This window comes from Flammeovirga aprica JL-4, from assembly GCF_012844305.1.
Taxonomy (GTDB): Bacteria; Bacteroidota; Bacteroidia; order Cytophagales; family Flammeovirgaceae; genus Flammeovirga; species Flammeovirga aprica.
Genome location: NZ_JABANE010000026.1, coordinates 74,869 through 92,980 on the forward strand (window position 1 = coordinate 74,869; position 18,112 = coordinate 92,980).

13 protein-coding genes are annotated in these 18,112 nt (G+C 34.9%); 6 read left to right on the forward strand and 7 right to left on the reverse strand.

Annotation, left to right across the window (positions count from 1 at the left end):
* Positions 1-2,916: a glycoside hydrolase family 2 protein gene (locus HHU12_RS11755; RefSeq protein WP_169656940.1), complete on the forward strand. Its 2,916-nt coding sequence runs from the start codon at positions 1-3 to the stop codon at positions 2,914-2,916.
* Positions 2,917-2,999: 83 nt separating this feature from the next.
* Here HHU12_RS11755 and HHU12_RS11760 read toward each other — a convergent pair whose 3' ends face one another.
* Positions 3,000-3,425 carry a GNAT family N-acetyltransferase gene (locus tag HHU12_RS11760; protein ID WP_169656941.1) on the reverse strand — a complete coding sequence of 142 codons (426 nt, stop codon included), beginning with the start codon at positions 3,423-3,425 and terminating at the stop codon, positions 3,000-3,002.
* A gap of 204 nt (positions 3,426-3,629) precedes the next feature.
* On the opposite strand from HHU12_RS11760, the gene HHU12_RS11765 reads away from it, so the two are divergent.
* Positions 3,630-5,075: a sulfatase gene (locus HHU12_RS11765; protein WP_169656942.1), complete on the forward strand. Its 1,446-nt coding sequence runs from the start codon at positions 3,630-3,632 to the stop codon at positions 5,073-5,075.
* A gap of 252 nt (positions 5,076-5,327) precedes the next feature.
* On the opposite strand, the gene HHU12_RS11770 is transcribed toward HHU12_RS11765, so the two are convergent.
* Both HHU12_RS11770 and HHU12_RS11775 read right to left on the reverse strand, forming a co-directional pair.
* Positions 5,328-6,686 (reverse strand): sensor histidine kinase, encoded by a 1,359-nt coding sequence (locus HHU12_RS11770; protein ID WP_169656943.1) that lies wholly within the window; start codon positions 6,684-6,686, stop codon positions 5,328-5,330.
* Positions 6,676-8,064 (reverse strand): sigma-54-dependent transcriptional regulator, encoded by a 1,389-nt coding sequence (locus HHU12_RS11775; protein WP_169656944.1) that lies wholly within the window; start codon positions 8,062-8,064, stop codon positions 6,676-6,678. The genes HHU12_RS11770 and HHU12_RS11775 overlap by 11 nt, the downstream gene beginning before the upstream one ends.
* Before the next feature lie 618 nt (positions 8,065-8,682).
* Between HHU12_RS11775 and HHU12_RS11780 the strand changes: the two genes are divergently transcribed.
* Together HHU12_RS11780 and HHU12_RS11785 are read left to right on the forward strand one after the other, a co-directional pair.
* Entirely contained in the window at positions 8,683-10,329 is a 1,647-nt protein-coding gene (locus HHU12_RS11780; protein WP_169656945.1) for a sulfatase, read from the forward strand.
* A gap of 264 nt (positions 10,330-10,593) precedes the next feature.
* Positions 10,594-12,549 carry an FAD-dependent oxidoreductase gene (locus tag HHU12_RS11785; RefSeq protein ID WP_169656946.1) on the forward strand — a complete coding sequence of 652 codons (1,956 nt, stop codon included), beginning with the start codon at positions 10,594-10,596 and terminating at the stop codon, positions 12,547-12,549.
* A gap of 220 nt (positions 12,550-12,769) precedes the next feature.
* Here HHU12_RS11785 and HHU12_RS11790 read toward each other — a convergent pair whose 3' ends face one another.
* The 3 genes from HHU12_RS11790 to HHU12_RS11800 form a co-directional block, all read right to left on the reverse strand.
* Positions 12,770-13,351, reverse strand: coding sequence for a DUF1287 domain-containing protein (locus HHU12_RS11790; protein ID WP_169656947.1), 582 nt, complete (start codon positions 13,349-13,351; stop codon positions 12,770-12,772).
* 232 nt (positions 13,352-13,583) lie between these two features.
* Positions 13,584-14,426 carry a 1,4-dihydroxy-2-naphthoyl-CoA synthase gene (locus HHU12_RS11795; RefSeq protein ID WP_169656948.1) on the reverse strand — a complete coding sequence of 281 codons (843 nt, stop codon included), beginning with the start codon at positions 14,424-14,426 and terminating at the stop codon, positions 13,584-13,586.
* 132 nt (positions 14,427-14,558) lie between these two features.
* Positions 14,559-15,464 carry a glycerophosphodiester phosphodiesterase gene (locus HHU12_RS11800; RefSeq protein ID WP_169656949.1) on the reverse strand — a complete coding sequence of 302 codons (906 nt, stop codon included), beginning with the start codon at positions 15,462-15,464 and terminating at the stop codon, positions 14,559-14,561.
* A 342-nt stretch (positions 15,465-15,806) separates the two neighbouring features.
* Between HHU12_RS11800 and HHU12_RS11805 the strand changes: the two genes are divergently transcribed.
* Positions 15,807-16,430, forward strand: a complete 624-nt coding sequence (locus tag HHU12_RS11805) for a transglycosylase SLT domain-containing protein (protein ID WP_169656950.1) — start codon at positions 15,807-15,809, stop codon at positions 16,428-16,430.
* 60 nt (positions 16,431-16,490) lie between these two features.
* Here HHU12_RS11805 and HHU12_RS35040 read toward each other — a convergent pair whose 3' ends face one another.
* Positions 16,491-16,796: a hypothetical protein gene (locus tag HHU12_RS35040; RefSeq protein WP_205959861.1), complete on the reverse strand. Its 306-nt coding sequence runs from the start codon at positions 16,794-16,796 to the stop codon at positions 16,491-16,493.
* 514 nt (positions 16,797-17,310) lie between these two features.
* Between HHU12_RS35040 and HHU12_RS11815 the strand changes: the two genes are divergently transcribed.
* The gene (locus HHU12_RS11815; RefSeq protein ID WP_169656951.1) at positions 17,311-18,063 is read left to right on the forward strand and encodes a hypothetical protein; all 753 of its coding nucleotides are present in this window, start codon (positions 17,311-17,313) and stop codon (positions 18,061-18,063) included.
* Positions 18,064-18,112 lie beyond the last annotated feature (49 nt).

Here is an 18,112-nt window from a genome sequence, read left to right on the forward strand (position 1 = left end):
ATGAAAACAAACAACCCCCTAGGGTTTTTCAGAGGAATGCTACTACTTGGTAGCATTCTTTTCTGCACTAACCTTTTTGCACAAACAACTATTGAGCTTCAGCAAGCTAGAGTAAAGTTGGACATTAATGAACAATGGTCTTTTTACAGAGGTGAGAAAGATGAAAAAGTAGTAACAGCTACTTCTTTTGACGATTCTAAATGGGAAAAAGTCAACGTTCCTCATAGTATGAAACTGTCTTCTAATGAATTAGACAACTGTACTGATTCTTCTTTTCAGAAAACATTCCACCGTTATATTGGATGGTATAGAAAGCAATTGAAGGTAGAAGCCAATGCAAGCCAGAAAGTATTTTTAGAGTTTGAGGGGGCACATCAACATACTAAACTTTGGGTCAATGGAAAATATGTAGGTGAAGACATGGTCAGTGGTTTCACACCATTCCACTTTGATGTCACTGACTTTGTTCATAAAGATGGCAAACCAAATACAATTGTACTTAGCGTAGACAATAGATTAAATCCTAATATCCCACCTGATGGTGACCGTAGAGATTATATCTTATTTAGTGGGTTATACAGAGATGTGTATTTAGTAGTAAAAAACCCTTTGAATATTACTTTCAACTGGGAAGATAAATATGCAGGTATTTATATCACTACACCTACTGTCTCTAAAAATAATGCAACTGTCAATATCAGATCTACGGTTAGGAATGAGCAAAATACAGCCGTTTCAGCTAAAGTAGAACAAAGAATCATTGACAAAGACGGTTATGTAATTGCAAAAGCAATTGATCAACATAAAATCTCAGCAAATAGCGATCATACTTTCCAACAAACTACAGGCGTCACAGAAAACCTTCATTTATGGTCGATCGATGATCCTTACTTATATAGAGTTCAAACTTTAGTTTACCAAGACAATCAGCTGATGGATATGGTTGAGAATCCACTAGGGGTCAGAAAGTTTGAGTTTATTGATGGAAAAGGTTTCGTATTAAATGGTACACCTGTTGAATTGATTGGTGTCAACAAGCATCAGCAATATCCGTTTGTGGGTGATGCTGTAGCAAATAGTTTACATCGAAAAGATGCGGAGCAATTAAAAGAAACAGGCTATAATGTAGTACGTCTTGCTCACTACCCTCATGACAATTCATTTATTGAGGCATGTGATGAGTTGGGTATTTTATTAATTGAAGAGGCTCCGTCATGGATTCACTTTGTAGAGGGTGAATGGTTTGACAACTTGGAGTTAGCGACTAGAATCATGATCCGTAATCACAGAAACAACCCTTCTATTTTGATGTGGAGCGGTGGACTGAACCATAGAGGTCCAGTAGAAAGATTGCATTACGCTTGTAAAGAGGAAGATCCTACAAGAATGACAGGTTCAAACGGTGCTCCATGGACGGGACCTGTTCACTCCGGTATTTGTGATATCTACACTCCTATGGACTATCAAAATATGCCTGTTACTGAAAATGACTTCTCTTTCTTATGTGAACACGGCTCATCGCATGATGCTTTAACCAACCAATTTGAGGTATCAAAATCCAAAGCATCAGCCAACCGTTTTGGTGTAGCATTATGGACGGCTCATGATTATTTCTCTTTCCAAAAAGATTGGGGAATGCAACCGAGAAGACCTTTCTCTTTTTATAGAGTGCCTAACCCTGTAAACTTCTGGTATAAGTCTGAAATGACAACTACTCCAATGGTTTATATCGGCGATGAAAGAGCAAGTAGAGACAATAAAGTAGTGGTTTTCAGTAACTGCGATGAAGTAGAACTTTACAATAACGGTAAGTTAGTTGCAAAGCAAAAGCCAGATGATGATCCCAACAGAAGTCACTGCAATTCACCTTCATATACTTTCTTGTTAAATGAAGAAAAAGGTGATTTAAAAGCAAAAGGATTTATCAGAGGTGTTGAAGTTGCTGATTTCACCTTAAATAAATACGGTAAAGCGTATCAATTGAAATTAGAAATTGAAGAGCAAAACACACCTATTCTTGCTAGCGGTTCTGACATGAGAATGGTAAGAGCTTATATCTTAGATAAAAATGGAAATCATGTAGTGAACAACGAATCTATGGTTTCATTTAAGATTGAAGGCGAAGGTATTTTAGTAGGTGATGCTGAAATTGGAGCTAACCCGAATAAAGCGTATTGGGGTACCGCTTCTATTGTTTTAAGATCTACTTTAAAAGAAGGAACTTTTAAAATCACAGCAAAAGCAAAAGGCTTAAAGCCTGCAACGATTGAAAGTAAAACGGTGTCTTACAATAAAGATATCCGTCAACAAAAAATCAAAGATGCATTTAACTATCCTATCGTAAAAGTGGATATGGGTGCCGATGATCAATTGTTACAATTCGGATGGAACCGTTGGGATGGTACTTCAAAATCATCTTATACTTTAAAAGATTACAATAATGCTGAGGTAATGGTAAGTGCCAAAAATGGAGAATTGGAGTGGAATACTGCTTTCGGTTTACTGGGTAATCAACCTTACTTAGCCATGGATGCTGTAAAAGTAAAAGGTGATGATCAATTGGATGTTACATTCAAAAATTTACCAAAAGGTACTTATGAGATTGTCACTTACCACCACTCTATCAAAGTTTTAGCAAGAGTAAAGGGCACTGCAATTTTAGAGAAGAAGTTAAATACCTATCAAATTGTAGCCAATGACAGCAAAGGTAAAAGAACTGTTGTTCATGCCATTGAACCTACAAGTGGTACTAAACTTGGCAATCTCTACCCTGCAAAAGCCAAGTTTGTCGTTTATTCAGATGGCAACGGTGATGTAAAATTGACTTTACAAAACCACGCTCAAGATGTTCCTGTTGTCTTAAATGGTTTTGAATTAAGACAGGTAAAAGCGAACGTTTCTACAAAAGAATTATAAGAAAATAGTAATAATATTTCATTTCATATAATGTGTTTCCCTCCTGGACTTTTAGACTAGGAGGGATTTTTTTATCACTATTCTTAGAGTTTTTTCACCAAACAGTAAGTAGTATGTCCTTTAGGATAATCTTTCAATTCTCCATAAACTTCATATCCTTGTTTCTCATAAAAAGGACGGGCTTGAAAACTTAATGTTTCAGTACGCATATATTCAAAACCTTTATCCATTGCAAATTGCTCTGCAGCAGACATCAGCTTACTTCCCACTCCCATACCACGAGCTTCTTCAGAAATCCAAAGTAATTCAATGATACAATAATTCCAGAATGCACATGCTCTTATTCCACCTAACACTTTACCTTCATCATCCTTCACAAAAACAGCAAACTTGGTGTCTTCTTCAAATACAACTTCATCTGGAATATAGTTTTGGTTGTAGCTTTCTATGCCTTTGCTGATGGTTTTAAGATCTTCTTTACTTGGTGCTGAAGTAACTTCTATTTTCATCTTTCAAAATATAGATTAATACTTTCTTTTGTTTTAATGATAAAATTGTCCTAAAATATCATTTAATCAAAACGCTCATATGTATCAACCTATTCCATTATGAAAGTTTTGCAAGATAGGAATTAATCATACTTACTAAAAATCGATACTTTTACATTAGATATTCATCTAAAGACACTGACTACAATTATATTTTTTAAAAGTATGAATAAAAGATTTTTTTTGGTGATTATTAAACTGCTAATAATTACACCTTGTTTTTCGGATTCACATAAAGAAAAAAAACCTAATATTTTAATCATCAATGTTGATGATATGGGTTGGACTGATGTTGGGTATATGGGCAATGATGTTTACCGCACTCCAAATATCGATCAACTATCAAAAGAAAGTATGATTTTTATGAATGGGTATGCTGGTGCTGCCAATTGTGCTCCTTCAAGAGCTTGTTTGCTTACTGGACAAACCACCACCCGACATGGTATTTATACTGTTGGTCCTTCTACAAGAGGAGAAGATTACACACGAAAAATTGAGCCTATTGAGAATCATGCTCATTTACCAAAAGAGGCTTTGACCATTGGAAATATTTTTAAGCAAAATGGATATCAAACTGCCGCCTTTGGTAAGTGGCATGTCAGTCGAAAAGCTGAAGATTATGGTTTTGATTATGCTAGAGGAACGAGTCATCAAGGGCACCCTCCTTCTTATATTAGCCCCTATAAACTCTCTAACTTAACGGATGGTGAAAAGGGAGAATATTTAACTGATAGAATAACAAATGAGGTAATTCATTATTTAAAAAATGAAAGAAAAAAAGAACAGCCGTTTTTAATTTACTTACCTTACTATGCAGTACATACTCCTCTTATGGTTAAGCCAGGATCTGCAAAAAAATATAAAGGAAAGAAACAATTAGATGGGGCTCCACTTAATCCACATTATGCTGCATTAGTAGAAAATACAGACTGGAATATAGGGCGTTTACTTGGAGTTCTTGAAGATTTAAAATTAACTGATGATACAATCGTCATTTTCACTTCAGATAACGGAGGTATTTACTCAATATCACATCAGTTAGGTTTAAGAGCTGGAAAGGGTTCTTATTATGAAGGTGGATTAAAAGTACCAATGCTTTTTAAGTGGAAGGGACATTGGGAAGCAGGAAAAAAGATTGACACGAAAGTAACACAGCTCGATTTCTTGCCTACGTTAGCAGAAATTACGAATAGTACAATTCCTGAAGGTTACGCTTTAGATGGTAATTCGATTGCTCCTTTACTAACTGGAAAAGGTAAATTTGATAAAAAACGGGCGTTAGTCTATCATTTCCCTATTTATTTACAAGCATATGAAAAAGGTGGTGATGATGCTAGAGATGCTTTATTTAGAACTCGACCTGGGTCTGTGGTGATACAAGGAGATTGGAAAATGCACTATTATTATGAAGACCAAAAAATGGAGCTTTATAATTTGGTTGAAGATCCTTCAGAACGTAATAATTTAGTAGATAAATACACTAAGCGAGCTGATAAAATGTATAAGTATTTACAGGAGTGGCTAGAAGAAAGAGATGGTAAAATTCCTACTCAGCCTAACCCTAAATATGATGCTGAAAGAGAACAAGCTGAATTACAAAAATACCTTTAGAGCAATTCTTGAAATCAGAAGTTATAAAAATGGCCCGCTAGGAAGTTATATTACTACACCTTAGCGGGCCATTGTATAAATTTATTATGATAAGTACTCTATCGAAATTAGCTTATACTATTTATCATTATTTTTTACGATTATTTCATCTAAAAAACTTTTAATAGAACCACTATTAATGCGTTTTTTAACTTCATACTCACAAAAACTAAATAGAAAACTAGATATAAGTTAATTTCGACAGAATACTTATTAGAACCAAACCGTAAACTCCGCGCCTTCATCAATCGAAGAAATAACTGTCAATCGACCTTTGTTATTTCTCATAATTTGTCTTGACAAACTTAAACCAATACCTGTATGTCCTTTTTTCGTGGTAAAGAAAGGAACAAAAATTCTTGACAATGCATCGGTTTCAATACCAGAACCATTATCTATCACCTGTAAAACAGGTCGGTTGGTTTGATCATCTTGTTTACAAATAATCGTCACCTTGCCTTTCTCCTTGCCTTCCAATTCTTCCAAGGCATTTTTGATTAAGTTCTGGATCACCTCACTCAGTTGCTGAGGATCAGAAGTAACCATTAGGCCTTCCACTTGAATATCCAATTCAATCTCAATACCTTTTTCGATACCGATTGGTTCATACTGAATGAGTGTTTCCTTACAAAGTTCACCCAGATTGATATGCTGAGGTTCACTCTCTCTCAAGTGGGCCATTACTCTGAAGTCTTCCGCCAATTTTGACATCTGATGACTTCTTTGCTGAATGGTATTTAAAGCTAAATTTAAATCTTCGAAATCTTCTGCAGTAGGTATTTCAGATCTTTCTAAAATACCTTCTTTTATATACTCTAACTCTGCACTTACTGTATCACTCAATGACGAAATTGGAGCCATGGCATTCATAATTTCATGTGTCAAAACAGTAATTAATGACTCCCATGCCTTGATTTCTACTTTCTCCAATTCCTCTGCTACCCTTGTGATATTAAAGATATTGATTACTTCTCCTTTCACATAGACAGTCATTTTTTGAATCAAAACCTTATCTACATTGTATTTCCCCTTCAATTCACTTTGATAACTTTCTATATCATCATCGCTCGTGAAAATTGCATATAGAGAGGGAAACGAATCTTTAAAATCCAGAATGTTAGTGGTTTTTATACCAGAAAAAAACCTTTTTGTGGTCAGGTTAGAAAAGACAATTTTTCCCGAAGGATCAAAAGCAATTAAACCTGAGTCAACATGCTGTGCGATACTTTTATAAAACATCAAATCAGACTCTCTATTGGATCTAAGTTCTTTGAAGCGGTCCAATGCAGAGGCCAATGATTTATTGAGTTCATTTTGAATATCGCCAGAGGCATTCACAGAAAAAGTTTGTGTAAAGTCGTCGTAGTTAATAGCGTCTAAAAACTTCTTCATTTCAAAAGCAATACCACTTAATTTCTGAATCAATAGATATACTTGATACGCAAGCAATCCAAAAATAAAGATGGTTGTTGCCAAGTATTCCTTCAGTAAAAAGAAACTCAAGGCAATTGCAGTTAAAACGAGAAGAAAAACTCTAAGTGAAACCTGAAGTTTGAATTGTTTATAAACCATGTTTTTCGAGTCTTCTGTACAGCGAGGCTCTTGTTAAACCAAGTGATTTTGCAGCTTTAGAGATGTTTCCAGAGTATTTACTTACTGCTTTCTGAATCATCATCTTTTCCACAGTATCTAAATCGAATTCAGATAAATCGAACTCTTCCTCTTCTTTATTTTTTTCTACTAAGAACGTGAAATCCATTGGCTGAAGGGTATCACTATCCGCCATAATTACAGCTCTTTCCAAAGCGTGCTGCAATTCCCTTACGTTACCCGGCCAATAATATTTCTGTAGTTTTTTCATAGTAGAAGAAGCCACTTTTAAAGGTCCTCTTCTGTATTTCTTTGCATATGTTTCTAAGAAATGAGATACCAATAAAGGTATATCCTCTATTCTATCTCTTAAAGGTGGCAAGTGAATCTCCACCGTATTGATACGATAAAGCAAATCCTGACGGAATTCCTTATTCTCTACCATTTCATATACCGGCATGTTGGTTGCACAAACCAATCGAATATCAATGCTGATCGGTCGGTTATCACCTACTCTTGTCACTTCTCTTTTCTGAAGAACAGTCAATAATTTAGACTGCAAAGTCATTGGTAAGTTACCTATTTCATCTAGGAACAGAGTACCTTTATTGGCAATCTCAAAACGACCTGCTCTATCTTCACGGGCATCTGTAAATGCACCTTTTTTATGACCAAATAATTCGGATTGGAAAAGCGTTTCAGAAATAGATCCCATATCTACTCCAATAAATACCTTTTCATTTCTAAGAGATTGCTCATGAATCGCTCTTGCAATTACTTCCTTACCCGTACCGTTTTCACCTAAAATTAAAATGTTGGCATCTGTTTTAGCTACCTTACTAATAAGAGCAAAAACCTTCTTCATTGCAGGGCTATCACCAATCACAATACCTTCACCACTTCCAGTTTTACTTAAAGCAGATGAAAGTTGTGTCTTTTCCTCCTTCAACACCTTCACCTGATCATATGATTTCCTCAAACGTGCAGCAGAAGTAAGCGTTGCAATCAATTTTTCATTGTTCCAAGGTTTCAACACAAAATCAGTTGCCCCTTGTTTCACCGCATTTACAGCCGTTTCAACATCGCCATAAGCAGTAATCATTACAACAACCGCGTTAGGATCAATCTCTAAAATCTGCTCCAACCAATGAAAACCTTCTTTTCCACTTGTGGTATCCTTTGTAAAGTTCATATCCAAAAGAATCACATCATAAGAGTCATTCTTCAATAAGAACGGAATCTTGCCAGGGTTGCTTTCTACCTGAACTAAATCTGCCTGTTTCTTCAACAACATTTTTGCAGCCAGCAAAATGTCTTCATTATCATCTATTACAAGGATTTTCCCTAGTGGTTTACTCATTGTGGTACGGTTAGTAAAATTTATTTCATGAAAATAGCTAGACTTCTTTTAAAAGCCTAAAGCATCCTTAAAAAATGTCCATAAACGAACACATTAAGTTAAATAAATTGTGTATACAATCTTTTGTTTTTAGCATTTTTTAAATATTAAGTACTCCCGTAGGGGCAGACCTATGTGTCTGCCCGCTGTACCACAACACGCACCACCCAATATCCATTTGAAAACCCATATATCTTCTTTTAAAAAGGAAATCGAATTGGCATTTCAACCGAAACCGTTTTTCATGGGAATGAATATTAAATTTATCATGGTTCTTGTCGTGGTTTATGTAATCATACAGGGTTCATTATGAATATGGTTCTTGTGGTGGTTCGGCGGGCAGACAAATAGGTCTGCCCCTACATAATGATGAAATGTAATCAAAAAGCTAATTTACTTTCTTAACCTCCGACAAAGTGACCACAGACGTCACTCAAAGCTTATTAATTGTAATGCTCCGTTCAATTTTTACGCAAAGAAACATCTCATTGAGCAAGAAAAAAGTTGATTCCTTACTTTGAATCTAATTTTGGGTATCAAAAAATTATATGGAATGAAACTGTTATTACTTTTATAATTATGAATAGATTATTTCAACTTCTATGTTTTATAATGATTTGTACGTCGTGTACGTCTATCAGCAACAAGCAAAAAACGAAAAAGAAACCTAATATCCTTTTTATCTCTATTGATGACCTTAGGCCTGAAATGGGTAGCTATGATAATAGTATTGCCGTTACTCCAAATCTGGATAAGCTTTCTGCTCAAGGGTTACAATTTAATAGAGCGTATTGTCAACAGGCTATTTGCAGTCCTTCGAGAGCAAGTTTGATGACAGGTGCTCGACCTGAAACTATTAATGTCATTGAAAACTACACTTATTTCAGAGATGAAAATCCTGATATTATTACCCTTCCACAGCACTTTAAAGAAAATGGCTATGAGACCATGAACTGTGGTAAAGTGTATCATGCAAAATACAATGATCCTGAAAAGTCTTGGTCAAAAAAGCCTGACAAGAAATTACTCGGTTATAAATTTAAAGGCCTTGTAGGTGGTTATGCTTTGAAGGAAAATCAAGAAATTTTCAAGAAGAATAAGGCTGAGATGATTGCTAAATATGGCAAAGAAGCCAAGTATGGTTTAGGAATGGGACCTGCTTTTGAATGTGTAGATGTTCCTGACAACACCTATATTGACGGTATGAATGCTGATCTTGCCATTGCCAATATCAAACAAATGATCACTGAAACCCCAGATAAGCCTTTCTTTATGGGATTAGGGTTTATATCTCCTCATTTAAATTTTGTGGCTCCGAAAAAGTATTGGGATTTATATGATAGAGATCAAATCAAAGTGAGTACTCAAACGGAAGCGCCAGAAAATGGTGCTGCTATGGGACTACATGCTTCTTTTGAATTAAGAACAAGGGCAAACATCCCTAATAAAGGAAAAATTGGTGATGATCTCGCTGTTGATTTGATTCATTCTTATTTAGCGACTTCAAGTTATGTAGACGCTCAAATTGGTAAAGTTATTCAAGCACTGAAGAAAGAAGGTGTTTTGGATAATACCATCATTATGGTGTGGTCTGACCATGGTTATCACTTAGGTGAAATGGGAATTTGGGGTAAAGCTACCAATTATGAGATCGCTACAAGAGTACCATTAATGGTATGGACTCCCGATCAAAAAAGCAGAGGTGTTCCTTCTGACGCTTTAGTGGAATTGGTGGATATGTACCCTACTCTTTGTGATTTAGCAGGTCTTGATAAGCCTTCACACTTAGAAGGACAATCTTTTGCTCCTTTATTGGATCAGCCTAATTTACCTTGGAAAAAAGCTGTTTTCAGCCAATACCCTACACCTGCTTTAAGAGAATGGGCGGCCAATCCTCTTTCTAAAGGAATGCGAGAAACATACTTTGGGCCGTTGATTGAAGAGGTTGAGCAAAAAATTAAAGATCAAATGAAAGCTGACTGGGACAGGGCATTATTTGAAAACGATATTATGGGATATGCTATGCGTAATAAAGACTATCGTTTGGTGGTTTGGAAAAACCGTAAGCAACCCAATGAAGCTCCCCTTTTTGTTGAGTTGTATGATCACAAAAATGATCCAACTGAAACTAAAAACATCGCCTCTTCTTCTCCTGAAATTGTAGCTGAATTAATGGAACAATTGAATAAAGGATGGGAAGGAAATAAAGCAGGAAAAGAAATTTAAATAAACTAAGTACAAAGTCAAAAATAAATCATAGTTAATTCTAATCTATTTTTTGTGAGTACAACGCTAAAAAACGTATTAATAGTGGTTCTATTAATACGTTTTTTGAAGGAAGTAATCGCAAAAAATAAATAGAATTAGTATGAGATAGTTTTGAGTTTGTACTTATATATACATCAACAAATTTCCAAGTAGTTATAATAAGTATAAATCACAGTTGTTTTTCATCTGTGATTTTTTGTAACACACTTTTAAACCACAATTATGAAAAGAAGAGATTTTTTAAAGTCCGGAGCTAAAGGATCGTTAGCTTCTGGGTTATTACTTACGGGTGCAAACCTTGAAGCAAAAGATAAAAGCCCTGGTCATGGTTTAGTGAGCAACCGTAGTAAAGACAATTGGCAACAACTGAGCAATGGTGAAAAGGGCACGCCAGAACGTTTTAAAAATATAAATTACAAAGTAGTCGTTATTGGCGGAGGTATGGCTGGGATTTGTGCCGCTGTTGCTTCTGCCAGAGAAGGTGTAAAAACACTTTTAGTACAAGACCGCTCTGTTTTAGGAGGCAATGCTTCTAGTGAAATCAGGGTTTTGGTCAATGGAGTAAACCACCTCCAACCCGATTGGATTCCGGAAAGGGAAACTGGCTTGATTGAGGAAATATTATTACACAACCGCTTTTTAAATCCTCAAGAATCATTTTCGGTTTGGGATCATGTACTCTATGATTTTGTAATTCGTGAAACTCACCTTGATTTGCTTTTAAATACACAAGCCATCAATGTGGAAATGAAAGGAAGTACTATTAAAAAAGCCATTTGCTGGCAGACGAGTACAGAAACTGAATTTCATATATCGGCTGAACAGTTTATAGACTGCTCGGGTGATGGATTATTGGCCGCTACTGCTGGTGCAGAATATAGAACTGGAAGGGAAGCGGGATCGGAATTCAATGAAAAATATGCTCCTAAAGAAGCTGATGGGTGGCAGATGGGTGCTAGTTTATTAATAGCTGGAAAAGATATGGGAAAACCTACTCCTTATACTCCACCTTCTTTTGCTATTCCTTTTGACTTGAAAAAATCACATCCTAAAAGAAAAGTCCGCTCGTTTAATGAAGGGTATTGGTGGGTGGAAGTTGGTTCTCAAAATGACATCATTGCTGATCAAAATGAGATTCAAGAAAAACTCATGGGTTATGTACATGGTGTATGGGATTATATCAAAAATTCGGGAGAATATGAAGGAACCGAAAATTACGCATTGGAATGGATTGGATCTGTACCTGGCCGTAGAGAATCAAGGCGTTTTATGGGTGATCATATCCTTTCTGAAAGAGACCTTGTAGATCATCATCATTTCGATGATGCCGTTGCTTACGGAGGTTGGTCATTGGATGAACACAATCCGGGTGGTATTGAAAACCTAGAAGAACCTCCAAGTTACTTTCATTATCACTTTAAAAAAATCTATCAAATCCCCTTCAGAAGCCTCTATTCTAAAAATATAGACAACCTCTTATTCAGCGGAAGAAATATAAGTCAAACCCATATTGCATTATCTTCCACTAGAGTGATGGCCACTTGTGCCTTAATGGGGCAAGCAACTGGAACAGCGGCGGCTATGTGTGTAAATCACAAAACCAACCCTAGAGGTATCTACAAAAAACACATCAAAACACTGCAAGAAAAGCTTTTAATCAATGACGCTTTTATTCCTGATCATCCTTCAGTGGATACCAATGACAAAGTAAAAGAAGCTCTTCAAATCACTGCCTCAAGTACTAAATCGGGAAATGCCTCCCTACTCAATGATGGCTGGTCAAGAGATTTTAACGGTAAAGAACATCACTGGGCATCCACTTCTCTCCCTGCCACTGTTAATATAGATTGGGAAGCACCTGTTGATCTTTCTTCTGTTATTGTCAAATGTGATACGAATGTAAAAATGAATATCATGATGAGAAATAACTACAACAACAAAAAGATCTATACTGATAAGGTACCTCCTGAACTTTTAAAATCCCTTTCTCTTCAAGCAAAAATTGAAGGTAAATGGGTGGATCTAGGTTCGCTAGATAACAACCAAACAAGACGTATTAAATTTAATTTCGATCAAATCAAAACGACTAGTATTCGTATCAAAATGAATGAAACATATGGTCTAGATTATGTGAAGTTATTTGAGGTCAAAGCGTTTGAAAATACAATCATCACGTAGGGGCAGACCTGCGTGTCTGCCCGCTGTACCACAACAATAGCCATTTTTAAAAAACAATACGAACTACAAGAACACATTAATTATATCAAAGCCTAAAACACATATTTTTTGATTTAATATTAATTATTTGTGGTACAGTGGGCGGAGACATATGTCCGCCCCTACGTGGTTCTGTGATGTTTTTTGTGGTGGTGCGGTGGGCAGACACGCAGGTCTGCCCCTACTGGTATCGGTAATGCCCTATAATTTTATATTCAAAAATTATATCTTCTAATACTTGTCCGCTTCCCATATTGTGAATGATCATAGGTCTTTTGGAAAAATAAGTGGTTTCTGTAGATACGATTCCAATATGTTTGAGTCCACCTCCAAAATCCCAGCAGACAATATCTCCTGCTTTATAATCACTGGCATTTTCTGTGATTGGTAATTCGGTACCAAACCTTGAGAAGAAGGTCATTAAATTTGGTACTCTCCTATGATCTATATTCTTATCCGTTCTTGTAAGTCCCCACATTTTTGGGTATTTACTAAAATGGGCTTTCATATCTTCATGTACTTCTTTTTGAAGGTCGATTCCTAATTTTCTGTATGCTCTAATCACTACATCAGTACAAACTCCCTTATCAGCAGGAACATCTCCATTGGGGTAATCAATACTAAAATAAGATGGATCGTACACTACATCTTGTTGGGTGAGCGTCATGGTTGAATCTGCCAACTCTTTGTAAAAGTCATTTTGAGAAAAAGCAAGAGTTGAAAGAAAGAATAATGGAATAAGGTGAAATAGCTTATATTTCATAACAGTAATTTGATAAAGGTTAATCATCAGATATCTTAAGTAAAAGATAGAAAGACAACTTATGTTCCAAGTCTAGCGCCTTTAATATTATTTAGCATTTGTAATCCAAGAAACAATACTCTATTACAGCTGTCCAAATAATCACCTTTTCTGTAATTTTTGATCAAAAAAAAGCCTCATCTTAATTAATTTAAAATGAGGCCTTTTCATATTTAATGATCTAATGAATGGATCACGGGAATTTAGGGAATTTAGAGAAATCTCTTTTTCTTTTCTCCAAGAAAGCATTTCTACCTTCCACAGCTTCCTCTGTACCGTAAGCTAAACGTGTTGCTTCACCGGCATAAACTTGCTGTCCTACTAATCCATCATCGATTAAGTTGAATCCGAATTTCAACATTTTGATGGCAGTTGGAGATTTAGTCATGATCTCTTGCGCCCAGTCATAGGCTTCTTGCTCCAACTCATCGTGAGGAACAACTTTGTTGACCATACCCATCTCGTAAGCTTCTTGAGCAGTGTAAGTGGCACCTAGGAAGAAGATTTCTCTTGCTCTCTTTTGGCCGACTTGTCTTGCCAAATAAGCTGAACCAAAACCACCGTCAAAACTTGCTACATCTGCATCAGTTTGTTTGAACTGAGCGTGTTCTTTACTTGCTAGAGTCATATCACACACTACATGCAAACTGTGACCACCACCTACACACCAACCTGGCACGACAGCAATCACTACTTTATTCATAAAACGGATTTGACGTTGTACATCCAAGATGTTGAAACGGTTCACTCCATTTGTACCTTTATAACCTGTGTTTGATCTTACGCGCTGATCACCACCAGAACAGAAAGCCCATCCTCCATCTTTAGGAGACGGTCCTTCACCTGTAATTAATACGACCCCAATTTCTTGACTTTCATGGCAAATAATAAGTGCTTCCCATATTTCATCAACTGTTTTTGGTGTGAATGCATTACGACATTCCGGTCTATTAATAGCAATACGAGCCACACCATTCAATTCCTTGAAAGTGATTTCCTCGTATTCTTTAATTGTTTTCCACTCTAAACTTGCCATTGTTGTATGTTTGTTTTTAAAGTGATACAAATGTAGTGAATTAAGTATTAAGTACTAATACAAAATTAGTTATCAACTATTTTTAGCATTTGTACATCAGAGACAGAAGTAAAATTGAAATACAACACAAAATTACAGTCTTTTGATTCCTTCCTCTTCTATAACATTATTTAGACGCAGAGGAAAGTCTGTAATGATACCATCTACACCAAGATGGATCATTTCCTGCATATCATCTTCATCATTTACCGTCCAAGGTATCAGTTTAATGTTTTTCTGATGACATTTTGTAGCTAGATCAGAAGTCACATATTTAAAATCCGGACTGTAAACGTTGGGTTCGAAACCTAATAGTTCAAGGTTTTCTTCAAAAGAGTTTTCATTTTCAATAAGTAGTACGGTCTGAATCTCTGGTGCTACTTTTTTCACTTCTTGTAAAGCCCCAACATCAAAGGACTGTATTGTCAATCTATCTTTGATTTTGTATTGATTGATTTTGTCTAATACCAACTGTACAAATTCTTCGACTTCTGGGTGATAGATATTATCATACTGAGGTCCTCGTTTGATTTCAATATTGTAAAATGGCTTTTTAATTTCTTTTGAATCAGCATATGCTTCTGCTTTTTCAATCACTTCACCTAAAAGAGGCTTGTAAGTTTTGATTTTTTTCTGATTAGGAAAACGGGGATGTTTTCTTGAGCCAACATCATATTTTTTGATTTCCTCATAATTCATTTGGTAAAGGTTCTGCTGAAGTTCCTCCTCTTTTGTTACTTTTTGCCCATCAGGTTTAATAGCGATCTCATGTGAAAAATAAGGTTCATGTGATACCACTACTTTTTTGTCTTTGGAAATTACCACATCCATTTCTAAAGTAGTCACCCCTATTTCCAGTGCTTTTAAAAATGCTTCATTTGTATTTTCAGGATAAATACCTCTACATCCTCTGTGCCCCTGTACATCTAAAGTTTGGGGTTTAATATGGCAAGCTGTTACTATAAAAATTAATAGTAATGAAAGTTGTAGTTTTCTCATATCCAAATGTAATCATATGATTTCAAGAAGGAGACTTTTAAGATGAAATATTGTAAGGTTTATCTTTTTTTAAAAAAGAATTCAAACTATGTTCATCATTACATCTCATTATTGCACTTAAATAAGAATGAAATAAAATAAGTAAGATGTAATTATTCATAAAAATATTACAATGAATAATTAAAACGTTACACAATATATTACTTTTCTACTATTGCATGCTTCAAGCAATAAGGATACATTACACCATACCTCATCTGTACTTTTTGCTATAAGGCTGAACTATTTTAAAAATTGACTTGTTGAGAGTGATGTAAACTTTTTAAACCAAGTGTTTTTTTGATGAATAAATTAGTACCCCTTATCATTAGTTTTAGTTTATTATCATGTGGCGTAATGGCCACTACTACCATCCCTGACAGTATTGTTGTGGCTAATCAGGTGATTTTAATTGATGAAGATGGAAAGAAAAGAATTCTTCAGAAGTATCTTTCGTTAACCAAATCACAGAAGTTTTACCATGAATACTTGAGTCAAGTGAATCAGTCTATTTTTAATGTCAATGGCATTCTCTCAAAGTACAAGCTGCATACAGATTTGAAGTATGTCGCAGCGCTTGAAAGTCATATGAACCCAAAGGCAGAAAGCCGTACTGGAGCAAAAGGAATTTGGCAGTTTAAATACGATACCGCTATGGAGTTGGGATTGATTTATGACAATGCTGATAAAAGAGAATGTGTAATGGCGAGTACTCATGCTGTTGCTCAGTATTTTATGCATCATCTTGATTATTTAGAAGAAGATTATCTGAAGGTAATTCTTGCACATCATCTCGGCTTACAGGGAACTCTTATGTATATGAAAAATCAAAGAATTCAGAAACTGAATCAGATCAACAAAAACACACATATCTATCTGATTCATTATTTGGCCCACTATATTGCTCTAAATAAGCATTTCAATTAAACAAAAACTCCTTCAACTGATATTATAACATCGGTTGAAGGAGTTTTTATATTAGTACTGTTAAGCACTTTTCTTGACAGATTTTTTCTTTGCTTTGGCTTTTTTCTTAGAAGATTTCTTTTTCGCTTTCACCTTTTCTTTCTTCTTTGCTACTTTCTTCGCTGCCTTTTTCTTTGCCTTTGCTTTTTCTACTTTTTGGGCTTCTTTTTTAACCGCCTTTTTCTTGGCTTTGATTTTCTCCTCTTTCTTTTTTGCTTTTAACTTTGCTTCCTTTTTCTTGGCTGCTAGTTTTTTATTTTTTTTCTTCAAATCAGAGGCTTTCAATTTGATTACTTTAGTCTTTTTCTTTTTATCTTTTTTCATCATTATTAGCTTTTGTATAAACAATTTTTCCTTTCACAATTTAGAAATCAACCTCACGGTTTTTAAAAATTTGGGTCATGAAATTGTTCATATACATGAAATATAGTTAACAGTTTGTTAATTTATAGGTAATTTTCAAGAAATACTAATCTGTGCTTTACTTTTAATGATTTTATTTCGGTTAGAGTTAACCTAAGCAATGATTTCTGGCCGAGTGTATTTTTTTTAATTTTCCAACAAAATTTTGTACTACTAGAAGATAGATTTAATAAATAAAAGTCATCTCTCCCTATTATAAAATCCATAATTATCTTTGCTCTGTATTAAAAAAAACAGAAATGTAAACTTCATTTCTCTTTCTTCTTATTCTATTTATTAGTGTACAAAAATGGCAAACTGACTAAAAATTCATAACTATTTTCTTCATAATGTTATTGTATCTAACAGCTTTCAAAAAAGACTTTTAAAATTAAAATAAGAAGATCATACGGTTTTAATTCAACAATATTAAAGTATTATGATTAATAGCAAACTCATCCAACTTTTAATGAAAATCTACCCTGCTTCTATTGTTAAGCAGGATCCCCATGTCCAAGAACTTCTTCCTTCTGAAAACTTTATAGAGGTATTACTTTCAAAAAAGCTGATAAATGAAGATAGTACTGATGCTAATAGAATTTCAGTTTCCAAAGAGGTTCACTTATACATCTCTTTTGTTGTAGAAAAGAATCTTTTTACGGGAGAAATTGAATACATATCTGACCCTGAGCTGTTGCAACAATTTATTAAATATGTAGGTGATGAATATGAATACCTTAATTATGAAGTGTTATTTTTCGACAAAGAAAGTTTCAATAAAGCTATTGCTCAATTAGATTACGATGTGAAATATCATGACACTGAAAAAGATAAAATGCTTTTTGTTCCTCTAAATGATTCGGAAGAAGAAGAAAAACTTTTTGAAGCTTTAAATGAAATATCATCCCACAAAAAGAAATATACTCTCCATAGGTATTTACAAGAAATTGGTACAAAAACATCTGACTTAGGCTTTACATTTACTAGTCATGATAATGATTTTCTATCGAAGTCTAATGAGAGTTTGTTCTTTTTAAAACCCATTTTCAGACATATTAATACTGATGCTTTGGGTCCATTGCCTAAAATTTTATTAACATATACTTCAGATGAAGGAGTAATACCATTTGTCAACGCAGGAATTGAGCTTGATGAAGAGGATGAAGAAAGGGTGATGGCTATTTTAGGTTGATCTAGCTACATCCGTTACTAAAATTACCACATTTATAGTAATGTTTTTC

Excerpts from the sequence above, each read along its gene's own strand:
- HHU12_RS11755 (WP_169656940.1), top strand. The coding sequence starts at position 1 with ATGAAAACAAACAACCCCCTAGGGTTTTTCAGAGGAATGCTACTACTT.
- HHU12_RS11760 (WP_169656941.1), bottom strand. The coding sequence starts at position 3,425 with ATGAAAATAGAAGTTACTTCAGCACCAAGTAAAGAAGATCTTAAAACC.
- HHU12_RS11765 (WP_169656942.1), top strand. The coding sequence starts at position 3,630 with ATGAATAAAAGATTTTTTTTGGTGATTATTAAACTGCTAATAATTACA.
- HHU12_RS11770 (WP_169656943.1), bottom strand. The coding sequence starts at position 6,686 with ATGGTTTATAAACAATTCAAACTTCAGGTTTCACTTAGAGTTTTTCTT.
- HHU12_RS11775 (WP_169656944.1), bottom strand. The coding sequence starts at position 8,064 with ATGAGTAAACCACTAGGGAAAATCCTTGTAATAGATGATAATGAAGAC.
- HHU12_RS11780 (WP_169656945.1), top strand. The coding sequence starts at position 8,683 with ATGAATAGATTATTTCAACTTCTATGTTTTATAATGATTTGTACGTCG.
- HHU12_RS11785 (WP_169656946.1), top strand. The coding sequence starts at position 10,594 with ATGAAAAGAAGAGATTTTTTAAAGTCCGGAGCTAAAGGATCGTTAGCT.
- HHU12_RS11790 (WP_169656947.1), bottom strand. The coding sequence starts at position 13,351 with ATGAAATATAAGCTATTTCACCTTATTCCATTATTCTTTCTTTCAACT.
- HHU12_RS11795 (WP_169656948.1), bottom strand. The coding sequence starts at position 14,426 with ATGGCAAGTTTAGAGTGGAAAACAATTAAAGAATACGAGGAAATCACT.
- HHU12_RS11800 (WP_169656949.1), bottom strand. The coding sequence starts at position 15,464 with ATGAGAAAACTACAACTTTCATTACTATTAATTTTTATAGTAACAGCT.
- HHU12_RS11805 (WP_169656950.1), top strand. The coding sequence starts at position 15,807 with ATGAATAAATTAGTACCCCTTATCATTAGTTTTAGTTTATTATCATGT.
- HHU12_RS35040 (WP_205959861.1), bottom strand. The coding sequence starts at position 16,796 with ATGATGAAAAAAGATAAAAAGAAAAAGACTAAAGTAATCAAATTGAAA.
- HHU12_RS11815 (WP_169656951.1), top strand. The coding sequence starts at position 17,311 with ATGATTAATAGCAAACTCATCCAACTTTTAATGAAAATCTACCCTGCT.